We start from the raw sequence: 21345 nt of genomic DNA, 5'->3' as shown, positions 1-21345 counted from the left end.
GAAGGCTCCTTGTCGGGGTGGTCTTGTCGCCTTCATCTTTTCATTTGTTCGCCGTGCTCGCGTGCCGCTCGGCCAGTCCGATGAGCGTGCGCGTGACGGCGCCGGTGCCGCCCTTGGGGACGTAGCCGTACGGCTCGCCCTTGTTGAAGGCGGGACCGGCCATGTCGATGTGGGCCCAGCGCACGCCGTCGGGCACGAACTCCTTCAGGAAGATGCCGGCGGCGAGCATGCTGCCCCAGCGCTCCGGCTGGAGGTTGGCGATGTCGGCGATCGGGGAGTCGAGGCCCTTGCGCAGCTCCTCGGGCAGCGGCATCGGCCAGGCGCCCTCGCCGGCGGCGCCGGCCGCCTCGACGACCAGGTCGCGCAGCTCGTCGTCGTTGCCCATGATGCCGGCGGTGCGCCAGCCGAGCGCGACGATCTGGGCGCCGGTCAGCGTCGCCACGTCGATGATCGCGTCGGGGTTGTCCTCGGCGGCGCGGGCGATGCCGTCCATGAGGACCAGGCGGCCCTCGGCGTCGGTGTCGAGCACCTCGACGGTCTTGCCGCTGTAGCTGTGGATGACGTCGGAGGGGCGCTGCGCGGTGCCGCTGGGGAGGTTCTCCGCCAGGCAGAGGTAGCCGATCGCGTTGACCCGCAGGCCGAGCCTCGCGATGCCGACGAGCGCGCCGAACACCGCGCCCGCGCCGCCCATGTCTGACTTCATCCAGTCCATGGACGCGGACGGCTTGAGCGACAGGCCGCCGGAGTCGAACGTGATGCCCTTGCCGACGAAGGCCAGGGTCTTGTCGGCCTCGGGGTGCGTGTAGGACAGGCGGACCAGCCGCGGCGGGTTGGCCGAGCCCTGGCCGACGCCGATGAGGCCGCCGTAGCCGCCGTCCTTGAGCTGCTTGTCGTCGAGCACCTCGACGGACAGGCCCGCCTCGCCGCCGGTCTGCTCGGCGATCTCGGCGAACTTGGCCGGCCACAGGTCGGACGGCGGGGTGTTGACCAGGTCGCGCACCAGCGCGACGGACTCGGCCAGGACGGCGGCGCGTGCGGCGACCTCGCCGGGCGCGCCGGACAGCACGGTCAGCTCGGCGACGGGGTCCTTCTGGCCCTCGCCGGTGCGGTAGCGCGAGAACGCGTAGGCCCCCAGCAGCCCGCCCAGCGCCACGGCCTCGGCCTCGTCGGCCGATTCGGCCGGCAGGACCAGCGCGGCGCGCGCGGTGCCGGCCAGCGAGCGCACGGCGGCGCCGGCGGCGCGGCGCAGCCCTTCGAGGTCCGCCGACTCGCCCAGGCCGACCGCGACCAGCAGCGGCGCGGCGACGGAGCCGAAGGCCGGCAGCTTGGCGATCTCGCCGGGCTTGCCGGCGAACCCCAGGGAGGAGAGCGTGGCGGCCAGCTTGCCGCCGAAGGCCGCTTCGAGGGGATCGGCGCCCGTCGCGGGGCGGGGACCTTCGGGGCCGGACCGGAAACCGACGATCAGCGCGTCGGTGTCGAACGATACGGGATCTGCTGAGTTCAGCCGCACAGTGGTCACGTAAACCGACTCTATCGAGGGTTTCTGAGTACTAACAAACAGGGGTTCATCCCATGAATCGTGAGTCGCCTTCATGAAGACATGGTGCTAGTGTCATTAGCATCATGTTGCTGACGTTGGACCTCAACGACGCTCGTCCCCTGCACGAGCAGGTGGCCGCGGCCATCCGCCGCGCCATCGGCGAGGGCCGCTACGCCCAGGGAGACCGGCTGCCACCGGCCCGCGACCTGGCGGCGGCGCTGGGCATCAACCCCAACACCGTGCTGCGCGCCCTGCGCGAGCTGCGCGACGAAGGGCTGCTGGAGTTCCGGCGCGGGCGCGGCGTCAGCGTCGCCGCCCGCGCCGACGCGCGCACCCTGCTCCGCGAGCGGGCCCGCGAGCTGCTGGACGAGGCCCAGAGGTACGGATACGGCCGGGAGGATCTGATCGCCATACTCGAGGAGCTCGCATGAACCTGCGCACCATCGCCGTGCCGGCGGGCGCGGTCGTCGCCGTCGCGGTGGTGGGGCCGCCGCTGGCGCTGCGCGACCGGCTGCCCGACCCGATGGCCGTCCACTGGGGCCCCGGCATGGCCCCCGACAACGCCGTGTCCTTCCCCGTCCACCTGATCATGCAGGCGGCGGTGTGGGGCTTCCTGTGGCTGGGGCTGGTCGCCGCCGCGCGGCGGGCCAGGGACAGCAGGTCCGGGCGCGTGTCCTGGTGGGCGCTGTTCGCCGGCGGCGCGCTGTTCGCGATCAGCATCTCCGCCATGACGCTGCTGGCCAACCTCGACGTCCCGGCCTGGACGGACGCGCGGCTCAGCCCGCTGGCGGCGGTCGCGGTGCTCGTCGTGCCGCTGGCCGCCGCGGCGCTCTCCGGCTATCTGGGCAGGGGCGAGCCCGACCCGCTGTCCGGCGACACGGAGCCGCCCAGGCTCACGCTGCGCAGCGGCCAGCGGGCCGTCTGGGTCAGCCGGATCAGCAACCCGTGGCCGCTGCTCATCACCGCCGCCGGGGCCGCCGTGCTGTTCGTGCTCGGCACGCTGGACGTGACCGGGGTCGTCCGCCTGTCCAGCTTCGGCGCCGTGCTGCCCGCGCTGGTGATCGTGCTGGCGGTGGGGCTGTTCGCCTCCTCGCTCACGGCGCGGGTCAGCGAGGACGGGCTGGTGCTGGCCTTCGGGCCGTTCGGCTGGCCCGTCCGCCGCATCAGGCTCGACAAGATCGACCGGGCCTACACCGAGGATCGCCACCCGAGCCAGGTCGGCGGGTGGGGCGTGCGCGGCCTGCCCGGCAGGGCCACCATCATGCTGCGCGGCGGCGAGTGCCTGGTCCTGCGCTACCGCTCCGGCGGCCAGCTCGGCATCAGCATCGACGACGCCGAGCGCGGCGCCTCCCTGATCAACACCCTCATCGCGGAGAGGAGGGCCGCGTGAAGCCGCTCCCCGTCTTCCTCGCCGTCGCCTTCGTCCTGTCCTGGCTCGCCGCCCTGCCGCTGTGGCTGGGCGGCGGTCTCGGACACCCGCTGATGCCGGTCTTCGGCATGCTGATGATGTTCACACCCACGCTGGGGGTGCTGGCGGCGTGGCGGGCGTCGCGGGTGCCGTTCCGCGAGTGGGCGCGCGAGACCGGGCTCACGCTCGGCGAGCGCAAGGGCCGCACCCTGCTGCTCGTGCTCGCCGCGTGGCTCGGCGTGCCCGCGCTGGTAGCCCTCGCGGCGGCGCTCAGCGTCGCGGCCGGGCTGCTCACCCTCGACCTCGACGGGCTCGGCCTCTATCGGGCGCAGCTGGAGGCGCAGAACGTGCCCGTGCCCGCCGGCCTGGCCACCGGCGTCGTCATCCAGTTCGTCGTCGGCGTGGTGGCCGGGCCGCTGCTCAACGCCCTCCCCTCGCTGGGGGAGGAGTGGGGCTGGCGCGGCTATCTCGTGCCGAGGCTCACCGGAACGCGCGGCGTCGTGGCCGGTCTGATGCTCTCGGGCGCCATCTGGGGGCTGTGGCACGCGCCGCTGACCCTGCTCGGCTACAACTACCCCAACCTGGGCGCCGGGGCCGCGCTCTACTTCACCGGCTTCTGCGTGGTGGCCGGAGTGGTGCTCGGATGGCTGCGGCTCCGCTCGGGCAGCGTGTGGCCGGCCGTCGTGGCGCACGGCTCGCTCAACGCGACCGCGGGCGTCGTCCTGCTCCTCGGCGACGTCGCCGAGCCGCCCAACCTGGCGCTCGTCGGGCTGACCGGCCTCGTGGGCTGGGTCCTGCTCGCGATCCTCGGCGCGGTCCTGCTCAGGATCTTCCCGGTACGGGCACCGTCCGCCGACTGGCTCGCCGGGCGTCAGACGACCAGCACGTAGACCACCAGGGTCGCCGCGGCGGCGGTCTCCACGAGGGCGCCGAGCACGTCGCCGGTGATCCCGCCGAGCCTGCGCCGGGCATGGGCGAGCAGGAGCATCGCCAGCCCCAGCCCGGCCAGCAGCGCGACGGGCGGCCCGAGGATCCCCGGCCACGGCTCCCAGATCCCCGGTTCCAGCTGCTCCCGGTAGCGGAGCAGGTTCTGGAACACCCCGGCAGCCGGTTCGGGCGCGGTCCACGACCTCACCAGCCCGGCGGCCGGGGCGAAGGCCGCCGTGACGACCAGGGCGGCGAGGGTCACCAGGAGGGCGGCGCCGGTCCGTACCGTGCCCGCGACCATCGCGCCCAGCCCGTCGGGGCGGGCGGCGGGCACGGCGGGGCGGCAGGCCCAGGCGAGCGTCAGGCGGCCCGCCACGCACGCCGTGACCAGCCCGGCGGCCCCGGCCTCCGTCAGGGCGGCCGCCTGGACGACGACCGTGAACAGCACGGCCATCACCCCGAACGGCCCGATGTCCGACTTTTTCATGATGTCGAGCGCCTGGGCGGCGGGCTTCCCGCTGCCCAGCCCGTCCGCCAGATCCGCGAGCCCGTCCAGGTGCAGCCCTCGCGTCAGCACCGCCAGCAGCCCGAGCGCCAGCGCCGCGCCGAGCAGCGGCGGCCCGGGCAGCAGCAGCGGCAGCGCGGCGACCGCGCCGAGCGCCAACCCCACGGCCGGGGCCAGCGCCATCGCCCGGCCCGCCGCCCCGCGGTCCACCCGCGTCACCCGTACCGGGAACACGGTGAGCGTGCCGAGCGCGAGCCGCAGCCCGGCGGCGCTCAAAGCAGCTCTGCCAGCAGCCGGTAGTAGGAGAGCCTGGCCTCGTCGACCTCGGCGGGCCCGTACGCGGCCAGGAGGTCGGCGGCGGCCCGCCCGTCCAGCTCGCGCAGCGCGACGGCCAGGTCCACGTGGCGGTCGGCCACGCCGAGCTCGCCGACATCGACCAGGATCGCCTCGCCCGAGCCGGAGGCGAGCACGTTGGCGGGGGTGAAGTCGCCGTGCGTGACCACCAGATCCTCGCCGGCCGGCCGCTCCGCCAGGAGCCTGTCGTACACCTGCTCGGGCGTGAGGCCGGCGTGGTCGCCGTGGAAGCGGGCGGGGTCGACCAGCCCGGCGCGCACGTGACCGGCCGCCCTGGACAGCTTGACGTCCAGCCGCTCGTCGAAGGGGCACTCCGCCACCGGGATCTCGTGCAGCTCGCGCAGCGCCCGCCCCATGATCGTGCCGGCGTCCGGCGGCGGCCTGTGGTCGAGGCTCCGCCAGCCCGCCTCGGCCAGCACCAGCACGTCGCCCTCGAACGCCACCACGTCCGGCACGCTCGCCCACCGCTTGAGCCACCGCAGCCGCTCGTGCTCGGCCACCGCCACCGGGCCCTGCTTGATGAAGAACTCGCCGTGCGGTCCCGTCACCCGCAGCGTCTCGGCACTCAGGTCCGCGTGGTCGTCCGACCAGATCGCGTCTTCGCCGCCGACCAGATCGAAGACGTTCTCAGGGAAGCGCATGAGGACCGATCCTACGGGTGACGGCGATCGCGGCGGCCTGTCACCCGGTGTCCCATAGGCTTGCCGGATGCACGTGGTTGAACTCGAAGGCGTAGGCGTCCGGGTCGTCGGCAAGACCCTGCTGGACGCGGTCGACTGGCACGTGGCCTACGGCGACCACTGGGTGGTCCTGGGCCCCAACGGCGCGGGCAAGACGACGCTGCTGTCGCTCGCGGCGGCCGTGCGCCACCCGACCGTGGGCGCCGTGACCGTGCTCGGCCACCGGCTCGGCCGCGTCGACCTGCGCGAGCTGCGCCGCCACATCGGCCTGGTCTCCTCCAGCCAGCACCTGATCGACGAGAGCCTGATGGAGGAGGAGGGCGCGACCGCCCACACCGTGGTCCTCACCGGCCACACCGGCACCAGCGCCCCGCTCTGGGACCGCTACGGCGACGCCGAGCATGACCGGGCCAGGCGGCTGCTCGCCGACCTCGGCTGCAAGGACCTCGCCGACCGGCGGTTCCGGGTGTGCTCGCAAGGGGAGCAGGCCCGGATCCGGGTGGCCAGGGCGCTCATGGCCGACCCGGCGGTGCTGCTCCTCGACGAGCCGTTCGCCGGGCTCGACCTGCCGGCCCGCGAGGACCTCATCGACGCCGTCGAGGGCCTGGCGGAGACCCGGCCGGTGCTCACCACCGTCACGGTCACCCACCACCTGGAGGAGGTGCCGTCGACGACCACCCACGCCCTGCTGCTGCGCGAGGGTCGGGTGCTGGCGGCGGGTCCGGTGGCCGACGTGCTCACCCCGGCCAACCTGTCCGACTGCTTCGGCCTCCCGCTCCACGTCGACCGGCTGCACGGCCGCTGGTACGCCCGCTCCGTCCGCTGACGTCAGCAGCCGACGTCAGAGGGGGAGCGGCCGGCCCGCCACGACCAGCGTGACGTCCTCCGACTCGGCCGCCAGCCGCTCGTTCAGCCGGCCGAGCGCGTCACGGAAGGCGCGGCCGCTCGCCGTGGCCGGCACCACGCCCATGCCGGCCTCGTCCGACACCGCCACGACGCGCCCGGGCGCCCGCCGCCAGGCGCTCACCAGCTCGTCGCACCGCTCGTCCACCGGCGTGCGGTCGCCGTCCCACGCGCCGTGCTCGTCGAAGACCGCCGCCAGCCACGTGCCCAGGCCGTCGACCAGGAGCGGGGCCGTGGCCGCGCGGATCGCCCCGGCCAGGTCCGTGGTCTCCTCGGTGTCCCAGTGCGCGGGCCGCCGCGCCCGATGGGCGCGCACCCGGGCCGCCCACTCCGCGTCGCCCTCCGCCGAAGGGCCGGTCGCGACGTACGTGACGTACGGCTCCGCCGCCAGCCGCAGCTCGGCCTCTGCCGACTTGCCGGAACGCGACCCGCCCAGGATCAGCGCCCGTCGCGCCGGGGGCACGGCCTCCCCCTCGACGCCGCCCGGCTGTCCGGGGTGGCGTGCGGTTCCGTCCGGGGGTCGTCCGGTCGTGAGCGCGGTCGCCTCCGGCGGCGGCCCGCCGGCGTGGAGGACGGCCCCGTCCGGCACGGTGACGGCGCCCCACAGGCGCAGCCGCCGGCGCAGCTCGGCCGCGGACCGGACGCGGTGGTCCAGGCCGACGGCGACGACCTGGGTCTCGCCGGTGACCGCGCCGGACCGCCGCAGCGCCCCGAGCCTCTCGGGGCGGTCCAGGAGGTCGATCAGGACGACGTCGTACGGGACCGCCGCGTCGAGCGGCGCCTCCCGATCGGCGGGCACGCACAGCACCCGACGACCGTCCGGCCCCGCGAGCCCCAGCCCGCCCGCGAGCACCTCGTAACCGCGCGGCGCCGCCGCCCACGGGAACGCCACCACGTCGTCGACGACCAGGCCGAACGGCCGTCGGCCTGGCCGGTCGGCCGTAGCACAGGACGCGCACGGGCACCCCGGCTCCGGCCAGCCTCCCGTCCCCGCGGTCCCGGTGAGAAGAAGCCTCATCGCGCCGAGCGTACAAACCCGGGGGAGGAGGCCGCGCGGCGGGGCCCGATCATGGAGGGGAGCGGGCGCGCGGGATCGATCACGTGCCGCGGCCGGAGTAGGGTTCCAATGCCGCCGGGGGGTGTGCCGGCGGGCCGGCGGAGAAGGAGCGAATGGCATGACATGGCGTTGGCGTTACGAGGACGCGCACGGCGGTGAGGTGACGGACCGTCCCTTGCCCCGTGAGGTCTTTCCCAGCCAGGCCGACGCCGAGTCGTGGCTCGGCGAGAACTGGCGTGAGCTGCTCGACTCGGGGGTCGAACAGGTGGCGCTCCTCGAAGAGGAACGGGTCGAGTACCGAGGGCTGTCGCTGCGCCAGGAGTGACGTCCCCGCGAACGGGACGACCCCTTGAGCCCGGGGCTCAAGGGGTCGTCGCTCGTCAGGGACGCTTCGGCGGGCTCGCCGTCTTGCCGGGGTCGCGCTCGACCAGCGAGCCGAGCACGTCGTCGATGCGCTTCATCACCTCGGCCTCGAGCTTGACGCCCGCCGCCTTGACGTTGTCGCGCACCTGCTCGGGGCGGCTGGCGCCGACGATGGCGCTGGAGACGTTCGGGTTCTGCAGCACCCACGCCACGGCCAGCTGCGCCATCGACAGCCCCAGGTCGGCGGCGATCGGCTTGAGCTCCTGCACCTTCGCCAGCACGTCGTCCTTCATGAACCGGGCGATCATGCCCGCGCCGCCCGCCTGGTCGGTGGCCCGGGAGCCCTCGGGCGGGGCCTGGCCGGGCAGATACTTGCCGGTGAGCACGCCCTGCGCGATCGGCGACCAGACGATCTGGCCGACGCCCTCGCGCTCGCACAGCGGCACGATCTCGCCCTCGATGACCCGCCAGAGCATCGAGTACTGAGGCTGGTTGGAGACGATGCGGTCGAAGCCCATCTGATCGGCGATCTTCAGCGCCTCGGCGATCTGGGGCGCCGACCACTCGCTGACGCCCACGTACAGGACCTTGCCCTGCCGTACGAGGTCGTCGAAGGTCTTGAGCGTCTCCTCCAGCGGGGTCTCATAGTCGAAGCGGTGCGCCTGGTAGAGGTCCACGTAGTCGGTCTGCAGGCGGCGCAGCGAGGCGTGGATGGACTCGGTGATGTGCTTGCGCGACAGGCCCCGGTCGTTGCGGCCCTTGCCGGTGGGCCAGTAGACCTTGGTGAAGATCTCCAGCGACTCCCTGCGGACGCCCTTCAGCGCCCTGCCGAGCACCTCCTCGGCCTTGGTGCCCGCGTAGACGTCCGCGGTGTCGAACGTGGTGATGCCCTCGTCGAGCGCCGCCTGCACGCACAGCTTGGCGGCGTCCTCCTCGACCTGGGAGCCGTGGGTGAGCCAGTTGCCGTAGCTGATCTCGCTGACCATGAGACCGCTGCGGCCGAGGTGACGGAATTCCATGGATCAGACCTTATGGCTTCATGCCGGAAGATCCGCCCGTGGTCCGGCGGAGGCGTGCTGCGGCGGGGTTCCGCGCGCGGGTCTACTTCTTCGGCGGCACCGGCTTGCCGCCCGGCAGCAGCGTGGGCGGCGGGAAGCGCAGCCTGCGGATCTGCAGGGCGCGCATCGCGGCGTAGAAGCCCACCCCGCGCAGCGACTCGTCCGGCAGCTTCGCCGCCACCTCGCGCTTGACCTTCCAGGACACGTAGACGGACGTGAAGACCACGCCCACCATCATCACCGGCCAGCCCACCACGATCACCGCGTTGAGCACCTGGACGCGGACGGCGGGCGGCCACGGCACCCAGGTCGCCAGCAGGATCAGCAGCGAGAACGGCAGGAAGTACTGGCTGGGCAGCCGGCGGGAGTCGACCCAGTCGCGCGCGAACTTGCGCGCCGGGCCCTTGTCGCGCGCGGGGAGGTAGCGCTCGTCGCCCGCGAGCATGCCCCTGCGGGCCCGCTCACGCTCGGCGGTCTGCTTGGCCCGCATCTGCCGATAGGCCTCTTTGCGGTCCTTCGGCGCGCTCACCGGCTGGCGTCGTCTGCTCTCGGCGTCCCGGCGCTTGGGAGTGGGACGGCCCTTGCCCTGGGGCTTAGGATCGTCAGAGGGGACGGGGGAGTCGTCCACGGAGGTTTGGGAACGGCGTCGCAACACGTCTCAACCCTACCTGGACTGCAACTTAGTGACGCCCTCGTGCGTTATGCGTAGGGTAATCCCAAGGCGGCTGCGCTGCACTGGGTGACCACAGCACGACCGAAGAAGGGGACGGCCGACGCGCATGAGCGTGATGAAGAGACTTTCAATGATCTTCAAGTCCAAGGCCAACAAGGCCTTGGACAAGATGGAGGATCCACGCGAGACCCTCGACTACTCCTATCAGCGGCAGCTGGAGCTGCTGCAGAAGGTGCGTCGCGGGGTGGCGGACGTCGCCACTTCTCGCAAGCGTGTGGAGCTGCAGATCAATGGCCTTGAGCAGCAGAGCAAGCGTCTTGAGGAGCAGGGCCGCAAGGCGTTGTCCGTGGGGCGCGAGGACCTCGCCAGGGAGGCGCTGCAGCGCCGCTCCAACCTCCAGGCACAGATCGGTGACCTCAGGGTCCAGCACGACAACCTGCAGGGTGAGGAGGAGAAGCTGACCACCGCCTCGCAGCGGCTGCAGGCCAAGGTCGACTCCTTCCGCACCAAGAAGGAGACCATCAAGGCGACCTACACCGCCGCCGAGGCGCAGACGCGCATCAACGAGGCTTTCTCCGGCATCTCCGAGGAGATGGGCGACGTCGGCCTCGCGATCCAGCGCGCCGAGGACAAGACCGCCCAGATGCAGGCACGCGCCGGCGCCATCGACGAGCTGCTCGCCAGCGGCGCGCTCGACGACTACAGCGGCAGCCGCGGCGACGACATCCAGGCCGAGCTCGACCGCATGGGCGGCGGCATGGACGTCGAGCTGGAGCTGGCCAGGATGAAGTCCGAGCTCGGCCAGGGCCCCGCTCCGCAGTCCGCCATCGAGCAGGGCCAGCAGCCGCCGCAGCAGCAGGCTCAGCCGCAGCAGCAGGCTCAGCCCCAGCAGACCCAGCAGCTTCGTCAGCCTGGGGAGGGCGCATGATCGTCAGGATTATGGGCGAGGGTCAGATCGAGATCTCGCCCGAGGACATCGCGGTGCTCAACGACCTCGACAGCGAGCTCGAGGCGGCCATCGACGCGGGCGACGAGAAGGCGTTCCGCGTCAAGCTGCACGCGCTGCTCGACAAGGTGCGCCATGTAGGCAAGAGCCTGCCGGACGACTCCCTGGAGCCTTCTGAGCTGATCCTTCCCCCCGCGGACGCCTCTATCGAGGAGGTCCGGGAGATGCTGGGAGACCAGGGCCTGATTCCGGGCTGAGCCGATGAAGACCAGGTTCGCGCCCGACAGCGGCCTCACCCGCCGGATGGTCGCGACGATGTTCCTTCTCGGCCTGCTCTACGTGGTGTTCGTCGGCGTCCTCATCGCCTTGGGGGCGCAGGCGGTCACCGTGCTGGTGATCGCGGGGGTCCTGCTGTTCGTGCAGTACTTCCTGTCCGACCGCATCGCGCTGTTCGCGATGCACGGCCGGGAGGTCTCGCCCCAGGAGGCCCCCGAGCTCCACGGCATGATCGATCGGCTGTGCGCGATGGCCGACATGCCCAAGCCCCGGGTGGCGATCGCGCAGTCAGACGTCCCCAACGCGTTCGCCACCGGGCGCAACCGCAAGAAGGCCGTCGTCTGCGTGACGACCGGCATCCTGCGCAGACTGGAGCCGCGCGAGCTCGAAGGGGTGCTGGCCCACGAGCTGTCGCACGTCGCCCACCGCGACGTGGTGGTGATGACGATCGCGTCGTTCCTGGGCATCGTGGCCGGGCTGATGACGCGCGTCGCACTCTATACCGGGCTCGGCAACCGCCGCGGCAACGGCCAGGGCGGCCTGCCCATCGGGCTGATCGTCATGGTCGTCTCGATCGTGGTGTACGCGGTCAGCTTCCTGCTCACGCGAGCACTGTCGCGCTACCGCGAACTGTCGGCCGACCGGGCGGCCGCGCTGCTCACCCAGCAGCCGTCGGCCCTGTCGAGCGCGCTGGTCAAGATCTCCGGGGACATGGCCAGGATCCCCACCCGCGATCTGCGCGACGCGGAGCCGTTCAACGCGTTCTACTTCGCGCCCGCCCGGGCCAAGGGGGAGACGCTGGCCAACCTGTTCTCCACCCACCCGCCGCTGGAGCGACGGCTGGACCAGCTCGCGAAGATCTCCAACCAACTCGGAAGGGGCTGAGCGCGATGGGTTGGCTCGATGCCATCCTGGGCCGGACGAAGCCGGTCAAACCCGATCTCGACGCGTTGTTCGCACTGCCGTCGGCGGCCGTGACCCTCCAGGCGGCGACCGGCATGGTGCCGACCGGCACCGGCTCGGTGTCGTTCCGCGCGGCCGAGGGCGGCGCCTTCGCCACCCTGGAGCGCGACGTCAAGGACCTGCTCGGCGGCCGGGTGGAGGAGTTCACCGACAGCTACGGCTACACCTGGCTGCTGGTGCGCCGGGCGCCCGACGCGGTCGGCGACCTGGTCACCGAGCTGCACGCGGTCAACTCCTCGCTGGAGGACGCCGGGTTCGGCCCGTCGCTGCTGTGCTCGCTGGTGTCGTTCGCCGACCCCGACGGCAGGCGGCTGGCCGTCGTCTACCTCTACAAGCGCGGCACCTTCTACCCGTTCGCGCCGCTGTCGGGACAGCGCCGCGACAACGCTCTGGAGCTGCAGGCGCGCGGGGTGCTCGACGGCGAGCTGCCGCTGGAGGAGGACCTCAGCCGCTGGTTCCCGGTCTGGGGCGCTCCCGGGCTCTGACGCTTCCCGGCCCCCGTCGCCCACGGTGATGTAATCATCACGTGGAGCGAAGGTTGTGCGTGCTGGCCGCGTCCGCGTTCATCGGGGCCGCGCTGCTGTCCAGCGCGTGGGTCACCGGCCAGCTGACGACGCCGCGGGTCGACAGGGCCCACGGCTACGTCGGCGAGCTCGCGGCCCGCGACCAGGAGTGGACGCGCCTGTTCAGGGTCAGCGACGTGCTGGCCGGGCTGGCCTGCCTGGCCGGCGTGGCGCTCGCGCCCCGGGTGCGCCAGGAGTGGCAGGGCTGGCTCGCGCTGGCCTCGGCCGGCCTGCTGACCGCGCTCGCCGGCCTGTTCCCGATGGACTGCGCCGTGCTCAGCGACCCGGCCTGCGTCCCCGCCACCCTCTCCCACCGCGCGCACGTCGCCGCCGCCGTGCTCGCCGCGGTCGCCGTGCCGGTCTCCATGGCGGTGCTCAGCGCCCGCTGGCGCGCCACCGGGGCGTGGCTGCTGACCGGGCTGACCGCCGTCGCCGGCGTGCTGACCCTGGTGACGGCCGCCTCCGGCCAGCTCGCCGGGCTCGCCCAGCGGGGGCTGGTCACGCTGGTCGCCGTCTGGCTGGTGTACGTGGCCGTACGGCTGCTCGAATCGGAAGCCACCGTCCTGATGCCCGGCCCCCTGCACGTCGTCCGGGAGGGCTCGGGCCCGGCCGTGCTGATCGCCTGCGGTCCGGGCGGCGCCTGGTGCCACTGGGACGCGATCGCCGCCGACCTGGCGCGTGACCGCCTCGTCATCCGGTTCGACCGCCCGGGGCTCGGGCTGAGCCCCGCGTCCCCCGTACCTCCGACCCTGCACGGCGAGGCGGCGCGGCTGGCCGCGCTCGCCCCGGAGCACCCCGAACGGGTCACGGTGGTCGCGCACGCCGTCGCCGCCTGGCACGCCGAGGCGTTCGCCCGGCTGCACCCGCTGCGCGTGGCCCGGCTCGTGCTCGTGGACCCGGCCTGCCCGCCTCCGCCGGGGCGCGGCACCTCCTCGATCGGGCGGGCGCTCGGCGCGTGGCTGCCCGCGCTGGGCGGCACGTGGGGCGCGGCCGCGCTGGCCCGCCTGGCCGGGCCGGTGGCGCACCGGCTGATCGCGGGCTGCGCCGACACCCACCGGCTCTACCGGGGCGGGCGGGTGGCCGCCGCGATCGCGGGGGAGTGGCTGGCCCGCCGCGACATGGCCGTCGAGCTGCGCGAGATCAGGGCCGAGCATCGCCTGCCCGCCGTGCCCGTGACCGTGATCCGCACGCGGCGGAGGTCCGCGGGCTGCCCGGAGCGGCTGGCCGCGCAGCTGAACGCGCGCCTCGTGCACCTGCCCGCCCACCGGTCCGCACCGGGGCTGCGGCTGCGTCCGCACGCGTTGCGGGCCATCGCCGACGCGGTCTGACGGCGTGAAAAGGTGACGCGGACCGCCGCGAGCCGCGACAATGTCCAGAAGTCATGACGTAGGCCACATGTGGGGAATATCGTGCCGGACCTCGCGCCTCTGCGCCCAGGGGACCCTGCCTCGGTGGGGGCGTACACGCTGGCCGGACGGATCGGTGAAGGCGGGCAGGGCCTCGTCTTCCTCGCGACCGCCCCCGACGGAGCCAGGGTGGCGGTCAAACTGCTCCGCACCGACCTGGCCGGGGACGAGGAGGCGTCGGTACGGTTCGTCCGCGAGGTCGAGCTGGCCCGGCGGGTGTCGCCGTTCTGCACCGCCCAGATGATCGAGACGGGGCTGGTCAACGGGCGCCCGTACATCGTCAGCGAGTACATCGACGGCCCCACGCTGGCCGACGTGGTGCGGACCGAGGGACCGCGGTCCGGCACCTCGCTGCACCGGCTGGCCATCGGCACCGTCACCGCGCTGGTGGCCATCCACCAGGCCGGGATCGTGCACCGGGACTTCAAGCCGTCCAACGTGGTGCTGGCCTCCGACGGGCCCCGGGTGATCGACTTCGGCATCGCGAAGGCGCTCGACCTGACCTCCACGCTCACGGCCAGCGCGATCGGGACGCCGTCGTTCATGGCGCCGGAGCAGTTCAGCGCCGGGAGCCCGGGAGCGGCGGCGGACATGTTCGCCTGGGCGTGCACGCTGCTGTACGCGGCCTCGGGGCAAGCGCCGTTCGGCCAGGACAGCGTCCCGGCGGTGGTGAACCGGATCATGAACACCGATGCGGACGTCGGCGTCATCGCCGACCCGGCGCTGCGTTCGCTGGCGGCCGACTGCCTGGCCAAGGACCCGTCCCGGCGGCCCACCGCCCAGCAGGCGCTGATGCGCCTCCTGGGCCAGTCGCAGGACGCCCCGTGGGCGAACCCCGCGGGTCCGGGGACGCCTGCCGGGTCCTTCCCGGGTGGCGCGGGTGTCATGGGCGGCTTCTCCGCTCCGGGAGCGGCCGGGGGTTCGGGTCCGTACCCGGGTGGTCCCGGCATGCCCGCCGGCTCCTTACCGGGCGGCGCCGGTGTGCCCGGCGGGTTCTCCGGGAGCGGCGCTCCAGGTCCGTATCAGGGCGGGTACGGGGCGGACGCGGCGGGGCTGCTGTGGCAGGGGAGCGCCGCCGCGGCCGGGCCCGGCCACGCGCCGCGCCCCACCGGCCCCGGCCAGGCGCCGTACGGGCCGCACGGGCCGCACGGGCCGTACGGGCACGGGCCGTATCCTCCCCCCACGCGCCCGGGCAAGGGGCGCGGGACCGGATGGATCGTGGCGGGCGCCGCCGTGGCCACGGTCGTGCTCGTGGCCGCCGGCGCCTTCGTGGTGAGCAGGCTGGCCCTGCCCGACGCGACGCCCACGCCGTCCCCCACGCAGGCCGCCACCAGCGCGGCGCCCACGCCCACGCCGACCCCCACGCCGGAGGCCAGGACGATCCGGCTCCCCGAGACCTCCGTCGAGCTGGAGGAGCGGTCCTCCGACCCCATCAAGCTGGCCTCGTACACCACGGAGAGCGGCAAGAAGCTCTACGTCAGGCAGCCCGGCACCGACCGGTTCGGCCGCGACTCGCGCTACTTCGAGTACGTGCTCAACCACGACGGCAGCCGGGCGCTCGGCACCGACGTCGACTACAGCACCGGCCGCAAGGCGCTGCTGTCGGTCATCGACCACCGCACCGGGGACAGGCGCGCCATCGAGGTCAGCGACGCCCCGATCTTCCCCACCACCCCGCGCTGGTCGCCCGACGGAAAGCTCGCCCTGGTCACCCTGTACCGGGCCACCGACTCCGAGAGCGTCGAGTACGGGTACGGCATCGTCGACGTGGACGCCGGCACCGCGCGCACGTACGAGATCAAGCAGAAGGGCGCGGGCGAGTGGCGGTTCTTCTGGAACTCCGGCGGTGACGAGGTCGGCACCTGGGTGAACGGCCGGATGACGTTCTACGACCTGAACGGCGGGAAGCTGCGCACCCTGCCGAAGGCGGGCGAGCCGGTGTGGGTGGAAGGCGACGACGTGTCGCCCGGCGGCGACCGGTTCCTCGCCCACTGCGCGCCCGCCTCCGCCACCATCTGCGCGCACCCCACCGGCGGCGACGGCGAGGCCGACCGGGTGCCGTTCACCAGCGAGAGGCTGATCGGCTGGTGGGACGACGAGCACCTGGCCGTGTGGCGGGCCAAGGGCGCCGGGTTCGAGGCCGTGGTGATCGACCTGTCGGGGAAGGTACAGAGGGTGCTCGCGACCGCCCCGAAGCGGTCAGAGTTCGACAAAATGGCATTCCGATTCAGCAGGGGAACACCCTAGAGGCCGGAGGGCCCTCGTGGACATCACCGCGGACATCACCGTGATCGGAGAGGGCGCGGCCGACGCCGTGCCGGACGTGATGCGCCTGCACACGGGCGTCGAGGTGCGCAGGCAGTCGGCTGCCGAGGCGTTCGCGGGGGCCAGGGCCGCCGCGGCCCGGCTGGCCGAGGCGCTTCGCGGGGCCGGTGTCGCGGCCCACGACCTGCGCACCACCGAGCTGTCGCTCGGCCCCGAGTACGAGGCGTACCCCAAGGTGTCGGCCTACCGGGCGGCGCAGGGCGTGGAGGCGGTGGTCCGCGACCTGGCGCGGGCCGACCATGTCATCGACACGGTGGCCGGCGTGGGGGAGGAGGCCAGGCTGAACGGGATCGCGTTCGAGGTGTCCGACCCGGACGCCGCGCTGGCGACGGCCAGGGACGAGGCGTTCCGGCAGGCCGCGGCCAAGGCCGGGCAGTACGCCGGGCTGGCCGGGCGGCCGCTCGGCCGGGTGGTGTCGGTCAGCGAGGAGTCCGGCGCGCCGCCGAGGCCCATGGCGCGCACGATGGCGGCCGAGGCGCAGGATTCGGTGAGCCCCGGACGGCAGGCGGTGCACGTCACCGTCCGGGTCGGCTACGACTTCGGCGACTAGGCCAGGGCGAGCATCCGGTCCAGGGCGACCCGCGCCCAGTGGGCGGTGTCCTCGTCGACGGTGATCTGGTTGACCACGTCGCCGAGCGCCAGCGACTCCAGCGCCCACACCAGGTGCGGCAGGTCGATCCGATTCATGGTCGAGCAGTAGCAGACCGTACGGTCCAGGAACGACACGCTCTTGTCCGGGAACATCTGGGCCAGCCGCTTGACCAGGTTGAGCTCGGTGCCGATGGCCCAGGCCGACCCGGCGGGCGCCTCGCGCAGCGTCTTGATGATGTGCTCGGTGGAGCCCACGTGGTCGGCCTTGAGCACCACCTCGTGCCGGCACTCCGGGTGCACCAGCACGTTGACGCCGGGGATGCGCTCGCGCACGTCGTCCACCGACTCGGCCGTGAAGCGGCCGTGCACCGAGCAGTGGCCGCGCCACAGGATCATGCGCGCCCGCTCCAGCTGCTCGGTGGTCAGCCCGCCGTTGGGGCGGTGCGGGTTCCACACCACGCAGTCGTCGAGCGACAGGCCCATCTCCAGCACGGCCGTGTTGCGGCCGAGGTGCTGGTCGGGCAGGAACAGCACCTTCTCGCCCTGCTCGAACGCCCACGTCAGGGCGCGGCGCGCGTTGGACGAGGTGCACACCACGCCGCCGTTGCGCCCGCAGAACGCCTTGATGTCGGCGCTGGAGTTCATGTACGTGACCGGGACCACGCTGCCGGCCAGCCCGGCGTCCTCCAGCGCCTCCCAGGCCTCCTCGACCTGGTCGAAGGTGGCCATGTCGGCCATCGAGCAGCCCGCGGCCAGGTCCGGCAGCACCACCTTCTGCGAGCCGGTGGTCAGGATGTCGGCCGACTCGGCCATGAAGTGCACGCCGCAGAACACGATGTACTCGGCCTGAGGCCGGGCGGCGGCCTGCTGCGCCAGCTTGAACGAGTCGCCGGTGACGTCGGCGAACTGGATCACCTCGTCGCGCTGGTAGTGGTGGCCCAGCACGAACAGGCGGTCGCCGAGCGCCTCCTTGGCCTTACGGGCCCGTTCGACCAGCTGGGGGTCTGAGGCCGGTGGCAGCTCGCCGGGGCAGTCGACCCCTTTCTCGCTGTGCGGATCGGCGCTCCGTCCGAGCACGAAGAGCGGAAGTCCCGTCTGGGTGGTCATCGCCCTGCCCCCTTATCGTCTAAGTGACGCATACATCATGTCATACCCGTACGACCGATTTGTCCCGGGGGGAGCGAGGTGGGAATGTGTGGCATCCCCCCGGTGTTGGTAGCGTCATTAGTAGGACGTCGGAAACAGACCCGGTTAGGGAGTCAGCAGATGACGGTTGAGAGCAGCGAGACCACGGCACAGGGCCTGGTCCTGACCGAGGCGGCCGCGACCAAGGTCAAGTCCCTGCTGGAGCAGCAGGGCGAAGAAGGTCTGCAGCTGCGCGTTGCCGTGCAGCCGGGTGGTTGCTCCGGGCTGCGTTACCAGCTCTTCTTCGATGACCGTTCGATGGACGGCGATGTCGTGACCGACTTCGACGGAGTGGGCGTGGTCACCGACCGGATGAGCGCTCCCTACCTGATGGGCGCCACCATCGACTTCGTCGACACCATCGAGAAGCAGGGCTTCACCATCGACAACCCGAACGCCACCGGCTCCTGTGCCTGTGGCGACTCGTTCAACTAGTCGATCAGCCCGCCCGATCGGGCACCGGGGGCCCCGATCCGTCTTTGTGCGGGCGGGGCCTTCGCGTATCCTCGTGGGGCTCAACTGGCTTGCTGACAACGAGGAAGAAGAATCCCGTGCGCATCGCCGTCACCGGCTCCATCGCGACTGACCACCTGATGACCTTTCCCGGCAGCTTCGGCGATCAGCTCATCGCCGAGCAGCTCGACCGGGTGTCGCTGTCGTTCCTGGTCGACGACCTGCAGATCCGGCGTGGCGGCTGTGCGGCCAACATCGCCTTCGGCATGGCCTGCCTGGGTCTGCGGCCCTTCCTGGTCGGCGCGGTCGGCAACGACTTCGCCGACTACCGCTCCTGGCTGGAGCGCCACGGCGTCGACTGCGAGTCGGTGCACGTCTCCGAGACGCAGCACACGGCGCGGTTCCTGTGCACCACCGACGACAACCACAACCAGATCGCGTCCTTCTACACCGGCGCGATGGCCGAGGCGCGGCTGATCGAGCTGCAGCCCGTCGCCAGCCGGGTGGGCGGCCTGGACCTGGTGCTCGTCGGCCCCAACGACCCCGACGGCATGCTCCGCCACACCGACGAGTGCCGCCACCGCGGCATCCCGTTCGCCGCCGACATCTCCCAGCAGCTCGCCCGCATGGCCGACGAGCAGATCCGCCAGCTCGTCGACGGCGCCGCCTACCTCTTCTCCAACGACTACGAGAAGGGCCTGATCGAGCAGAAGACGGGCTGGTCCGACGAGGAGGTGCTGAGCAGGGTCGGCGTCCGCGTCACCACGCTCGGCCCCAAGGGCGCGGTCATCGACCGCGAGGGCGAGCCCTCCATCCACGTCGCCCCCGCCCCCGAGCGGGGCAAGGTCGACCCGACGGGCGTCGGCGACGCCTTCCGCGCGGGGTTCCTGGCGGGTCTGGCCTGGGGGCTGCCGCTGGAGAGGTGCGGCCAGATCGGCAACCTGACGGCCACCCACGTGCTGGAGCGCGTCGGCGGCCAGGAGTACGAGCTCGGCCAGAAGGTCTTCCTGGACCGTTTCACCGAGGCCTACGGCACCGACGCCGCCGCCGAGATCGCCCCGCACATCCGCTGCTACCACCCCTGACACGGGCGCGCCCCCGCCGCGGGCGGCGGGGGCGCGGTGTCCTTCCGTACGGTCAGGTCCCCGCGTAGACCCGGTGGACGAACTCGGCGAGCTGGTCGTCGGGCAGGTGGCGGGCCAGGTCGGCTTCGCTGATCATGCCGACCATGCGGTGGTCGCGCATCACCGGGAGCCGCCTGATCTGGTGCTCCTCCATGCGCGCCAGAGCCTCCTCGACCGTCGCGTCGGCCGGTATCCACACCAGCCCGGTCGCCAGGTCGCCGGCCCGCACGCGGGACGGGTCGTGGCCCGTGGCCACGCACTCCACCACGATGTCGCGGTCGGTGATGATGCCGGTCACCCGATCGTCCAGGCATACCGGCAGCGCGCCCACCCCGAGCTCGCGCATGAGCTGCGCGGCCCGGTCGAGCGTCTCGTGTGACTGGATGCACTCGACCCCTTGGCTCATCAGGTCGCCGGCGGTGTCGCTCATGTCTCTCCCCCTCGAAGAAGTGCTGCTTCCTCTCCAAGGGGCCGCTACCCCGTACAGGGCGGCTCAGTAGTTGCGCCGCACGTGGATCGCCCAGCCCCCCTGGGGCAGCTCGTACGAGCCCACATGGCGGTGGGACTTGAGCCGGCACCAGGCCGGCACGTCGGTGAAGGCGGCCGGGTCGTCGGCCAGCACGGCCACCACGGCGTTGAGCGGGACGTAGTTGATCTGCTCGGCGAGCATGATGATCGGGATGGGGCACTTCTTCCCCAGCGCGTCGATCGTCAATGCCGGCTGAGTGGCCTCGGTCATGCGACTCCTGCGTCCTGGCGGATCCGGTGCACCAGCTCGGGCAGCACGGTGAGGAACCTGTCGACCTCGGCCGCGGAAGCGCCCCTGGGCAGTGACACCCGGACATTCCCATGCGTGAGCACGCCCATCGCTTCCAGGACGTGCGATGGACGAAGCGTACTAGCCGTGCAGGAACTCCCGGACGAGACCGCGAATCCGGCCTTGTCGAGCTCGGTGAGCAGCGCCTCGCCGTCGACGTACAGACAGGAGAACGTGACGATGTGCGGGGCCCGGTCGTCCGGGTCGCCGATCACCTCCACGTCCGGCACCACCTTCGGCACCGTCTCCCTGATCTTGCCGACCAGCGCGGACAGCCTGGAGCGTTCCCGGGCGGCGTCGGCCGTCATCGCGCGCAGCGCGGCGGCCGCCGCCACGATGCCCGGCACGTTCTCGAACCCCGGCACGCGCCTGCGCTCGCGCTCGTCCTCCGGCAGGAACGAGCGGAACCGGGTGCCCTTCCTGACCGCCAGCACGCCGACGCCGGGCGGGCCGCCCCACTTGTGTGCGCTGGCCGTCAGCACCGACCAGCCCTCGGGCAGCGGCATCCGGCCGGCCGTCTGCGCCGCGTCCACCAGCAGCGGCACCCCGTGGCGCCGGCAGGCCGCGGCGGCCTCGGCCACCGGCTGGACCGTGCCGACCTCGTGGTTGGCCGTCTGCAGGCAGGCCAGGGCCGTGTCGGGGCGCGCCACCGCCTCGGTGAAGGCCGCCAGGTCGACCCGCCCCAGCCGGTCGACGCCGACGAGCTCGGCGCTGCCGCCGTCGCGTTCGTGCAGGCGGGCCGCGTGCAGCACGCTGGAATGCTCGACGGCGGAGGTCACCAGATGGCGGCCCGCCCGCCGCCTGCCCTGTAGGGTGCCGAGCAGACCGAGATGCACGGCCTGCGTGCCGGAGGAGGTGAACGTCACCTCGTCGGGCCGCGCGCCCAGCGCCTCGGCCACCTCCGTGCGGGCCTGCTCCAGCAGCAGGTGGGCACGGCGGGCCTGGTTGTAGAGCCGCGCGGGATCGGCCCAGCCGACGTCGATGGCCGCCAGCAGCGCTTCACGTGCCTGGGGATGCAGCGGCTCGGTGGAGGCCGCGTCGAAGTACGCCACGCTTCTATGATCCCACTCATGGCACGCCATCGAGGGGGCGCGCGGAAGGGCGGGGCACTTGCGCGCTAATGTGTCTGCAATCAGCTGTGCATCAGGAAATACGAGCGCCCGGGAGAGACTCCTGGGCTTCATCTGTGGGGTAGGCGATCCGTGAGTCCGACCCGCCGTTCGACGCG

General features: G+C 72.6%; 24 protein-coding genes. 14 read left to right on the top strand and 10 right to left on the bottom strand.

What is annotated here, in order from left to right:
• Window positions 1-40: 40 nt before the first annotated feature.
• On the bottom strand, window positions 41-1519 hold the full coding sequence (locus FR742_RS22885; protein ID WP_261808688.1) for a leucyl aminopeptidase: 1479 nt from the start codon (window positions 1517-1519) through the stop codon (window positions 41-43).
• A 104-nt stretch (window positions 1520-1623) separates the two neighbouring features.
• Between FR742_RS22885 and FR742_RS22880 the strand changes: the two genes are divergently transcribed.
• From FR742_RS22880 to FR742_RS22870, 3 genes are read left to right on the top strand one after another with little or no spacing between them, the layout of a single operon-like run.
• Window positions 1624-1971 (top strand): GntR family transcriptional regulator, encoded by a 348-nt coding sequence (locus FR742_RS22880; RefSeq protein ID WP_187281263.1) that lies wholly within the window; start codon window positions 1624-1626, stop codon window positions 1969-1971.
• On the top strand, window positions 1968-2930 hold the full coding sequence (locus FR742_RS22875) for a DUF1648 domain-containing protein (protein ID WP_148032833.1): 963 nt from the start codon (window positions 1968-1970) through the stop codon (window positions 2928-2930). Before FR742_RS22880 ends, FR742_RS22875 begins: the two co-directional genes overlap by 4 nt.
• The gene (locus FR742_RS22870) at window positions 2927-3838 is read left to right on the top strand and encodes a CPBP family intramembrane glutamic endopeptidase (RefSeq protein WP_148032832.1); all 912 of its coding nucleotides are present in this window, start codon (window positions 2927-2929) and stop codon (window positions 3836-3838) included. Before FR742_RS22875 ends, FR742_RS22870 begins: the two co-directional genes overlap by 4 nt.
• Here the strand turns inward: FR742_RS22870 and FR742_RS22865 are convergent.
• On the bottom strand, window positions 3820-4656 hold the full coding sequence (locus FR742_RS22865) for an adenosylcobinamide-GDP ribazoletransferase (RefSeq protein ID WP_261808687.1): 837 nt from the start codon (window positions 4654-4656) through the stop codon (window positions 3820-3822). The two genes, FR742_RS22870 and FR742_RS22865, sit on opposite strands and share 19 nt — an antisense overlap.
• On the bottom strand, window positions 4653-5375 hold the full coding sequence (locus tag FR742_RS22860) for an aminoglycoside 3'-phosphotransferase (protein WP_148032831.1): 723 nt from the start codon (window positions 5373-5375) through the stop codon (window positions 4653-4655). Before FR742_RS22860 ends, FR742_RS22865 begins: the two co-directional genes overlap by 4 nt.
• A gap of 67 nt (window positions 5376-5442) precedes the next feature.
• Between FR742_RS22860 and FR742_RS22855 the strand changes: the two genes are divergently transcribed.
• A complete protein-coding gene (locus FR742_RS22855) occupies window positions 5443-6240 on the top strand; it encodes an ABC transporter ATP-binding protein (protein WP_148032830.1) in 798 nt (265 codons plus the stop codon).
• A gap of 15 nt (window positions 6241-6255) precedes the next feature.
• On the opposite strand, the gene FR742_RS22850 is transcribed toward FR742_RS22855, so the two are convergent.
• Window positions 6256-7335, bottom strand: coding sequence for a bifunctional adenosylcobinamide kinase/adenosylcobinamide-phosphate guanylyltransferase (locus FR742_RS22850; RefSeq protein WP_148032829.1), 1080 nt, complete (start codon window positions 7333-7335; stop codon window positions 6256-6258).
• A gap of 157 nt (window positions 7336-7492) precedes the next feature.
• On the opposite strand from FR742_RS22850, the gene FR742_RS22845 reads away from it, so the two are divergent.
• Window positions 7493-7699, top strand: a complete 207-nt coding sequence (locus tag FR742_RS22845; protein WP_148032828.1) for a hypothetical protein — start codon at window positions 7493-7495, stop codon at window positions 7697-7699.
• 55 nt (window positions 7700-7754) lie between these two features.
• On the opposite strand, the gene FR742_RS22840 is transcribed toward FR742_RS22845, so the two are convergent.
• Window positions 7755-8756, bottom strand: a complete 1002-nt coding sequence (locus FR742_RS22840) for an aldo/keto reductase family protein (RefSeq protein WP_148032827.1) — start codon at window positions 8754-8756, stop codon at window positions 7755-7757.
• A gap of 82 nt (window positions 8757-8838) precedes the next feature.
• Window positions 8839-9423, bottom strand: a complete 585-nt coding sequence (locus FR742_RS22835; protein WP_261808686.1) for a DUF3043 domain-containing protein — start codon at window positions 9421-9423, stop codon at window positions 8839-8841.
• 151 nt (window positions 9424-9574) lie between these two features.
• Between FR742_RS22835 and FR742_RS22830 the strand changes: the two genes are divergently transcribed.
• The 7 genes from FR742_RS22830 to FR742_RS22800 all read left to right on the top strand — a co-directional run bounded on the left by FR742_RS22830 (window position 9575) and on the right by FR742_RS22800 (window position 16497).
• On the top strand, window positions 9575-10396 hold the full coding sequence (locus FR742_RS22830; protein WP_148032826.1) for a PspA/IM30 family protein: 822 nt from the start codon (window positions 9575-9577) through the stop codon (window positions 10394-10396).
• Entirely contained in the window at window positions 10393-10671 is a 279-nt protein-coding gene (locus FR742_RS22825; RefSeq protein WP_148032825.1) for a PspA-associated protein PspAA, read from the top strand. The genes FR742_RS22830 and FR742_RS22825 overlap by 4 nt, the downstream gene beginning before the upstream one ends.
• 4 nt (window positions 10672-10675) lie before the next feature.
• The gene (gene htpX, locus FR742_RS22820; RefSeq protein ID WP_148032824.1) at window positions 10676-11575 is read left to right on the top strand and encodes a zinc metalloprotease HtpX; all 900 of its coding nucleotides are present in this window, start codon (window positions 10676-10678) and stop codon (window positions 11573-11575) included.
• 5 nt (window positions 11576-11580) lie between these two features.
• The gene (locus FR742_RS22815) at window positions 11581-12138 is read left to right on the top strand and encodes a PspA-associated protein PspAB (protein ID WP_148032823.1); all 558 of its coding nucleotides are present in this window, start codon (window positions 11581-11583) and stop codon (window positions 12136-12138) included.
• A gap of 41 nt (window positions 12139-12179) precedes the next feature.
• Window positions 12180-13544: an alpha/beta fold hydrolase gene (locus FR742_RS22810; RefSeq protein ID WP_148032822.1), complete on the top strand. Its 1365-nt coding sequence runs from the start codon at window positions 12180-12182 to the stop codon at window positions 13542-13544.
• Window positions 13545-13667: 123 nt separating this feature from the next.
• Window positions 13668-15869, top strand: a complete 2202-nt coding sequence (locus FR742_RS22805; RefSeq protein WP_187281262.1) for a serine/threonine-protein kinase — start codon at window positions 13668-13670, stop codon at window positions 15867-15869.
• Between the two features lie 16 nt (window positions 15870-15885).
• Entirely contained in the window at window positions 15886-16497 is a 612-nt protein-coding gene (locus tag FR742_RS22800; protein ID WP_261808685.1) for an SIMPL domain-containing protein, read from the top strand.
• On the opposite strand, the gene nadA is transcribed toward FR742_RS22800, so the two are convergent.
• Window positions 16494-17645, bottom strand: a complete 1152-nt coding sequence (nadA, locus tag FR742_RS22795) for a quinolinate synthase NadA (protein WP_148032820.1) — start codon at window positions 17643-17645, stop codon at window positions 16494-16496. The genes FR742_RS22800 and nadA overlap by 4 nt on opposite strands.
• Before the next feature lie 159 nt (window positions 17646-17804).
• On the opposite strand from nadA, the gene erpA reads away from it, so the two are divergent.
• Together erpA and FR742_RS22785 are read left to right on the top strand one after the other, a co-directional pair.
• Window positions 17805-18158 carry an iron-sulfur cluster insertion protein ErpA gene (erpA, locus tag FR742_RS22790; RefSeq protein ID WP_148032819.1) on the top strand — a complete coding sequence of 118 codons (354 nt, stop codon included), beginning with the start codon at window positions 17805-17807 and terminating at the stop codon, window positions 18156-18158.
• A 116-nt stretch (window positions 18159-18274) separates the two neighbouring features.
• Window positions 18275-19261 (top strand): carbohydrate kinase family protein, encoded by a 987-nt coding sequence (locus tag FR742_RS22785; protein ID WP_148032818.1) that lies wholly within the window; start codon window positions 18275-18277, stop codon window positions 19259-19261.
• A 52-nt stretch (window positions 19262-19313) separates the two neighbouring features.
• Here the strand turns inward: FR742_RS22785 and FR742_RS22780 are convergent, their stop codons facing one another.
• From FR742_RS22780 to FR742_RS22770, 3 genes are all read right to left on the bottom strand, one after another.
• Window positions 19314-19730 (bottom strand): CBS domain-containing protein, encoded by a 417-nt coding sequence (locus FR742_RS22780; RefSeq protein WP_148032817.1) that lies wholly within the window; start codon window positions 19728-19730, stop codon window positions 19314-19316.
• Window positions 19731-19793: 63 nt separating this feature from the next.
• Window positions 19794-20039, bottom strand: a complete 246-nt coding sequence (locus FR742_RS22775) for a sulfurtransferase TusA family protein (protein ID WP_148032816.1) — start codon at window positions 20037-20039, stop codon at window positions 19794-19796.
• Window positions 20036-21169, bottom strand: coding sequence for a cysteine desulfurase family protein (locus FR742_RS22770; protein ID WP_148032815.1), 1134 nt, complete (start codon window positions 21167-21169; stop codon window positions 20036-20038). The genes FR742_RS22775 and FR742_RS22770 overlap by 4 nt, the downstream gene beginning before the upstream one ends.
• Between the last annotated feature and the right edge of the window lie 176 nt (window positions 21170-21345).

Origin of the sequence: Nonomuraea sp. C10 (genome assembly GCF_008017515.1) — a bacterium.
Classification (GTDB): domain Bacteria; phylum Actinomycetota; class Actinomycetes; order Streptosporangiales; family Streptosporangiaceae; genus Nonomuraea; species Nonomuraea ferruginea.
The sequence above is the reverse complement of the archived record's forward strand: the minus strand, read 5'-3'. Positions and strand labels throughout refer to the sequence as shown.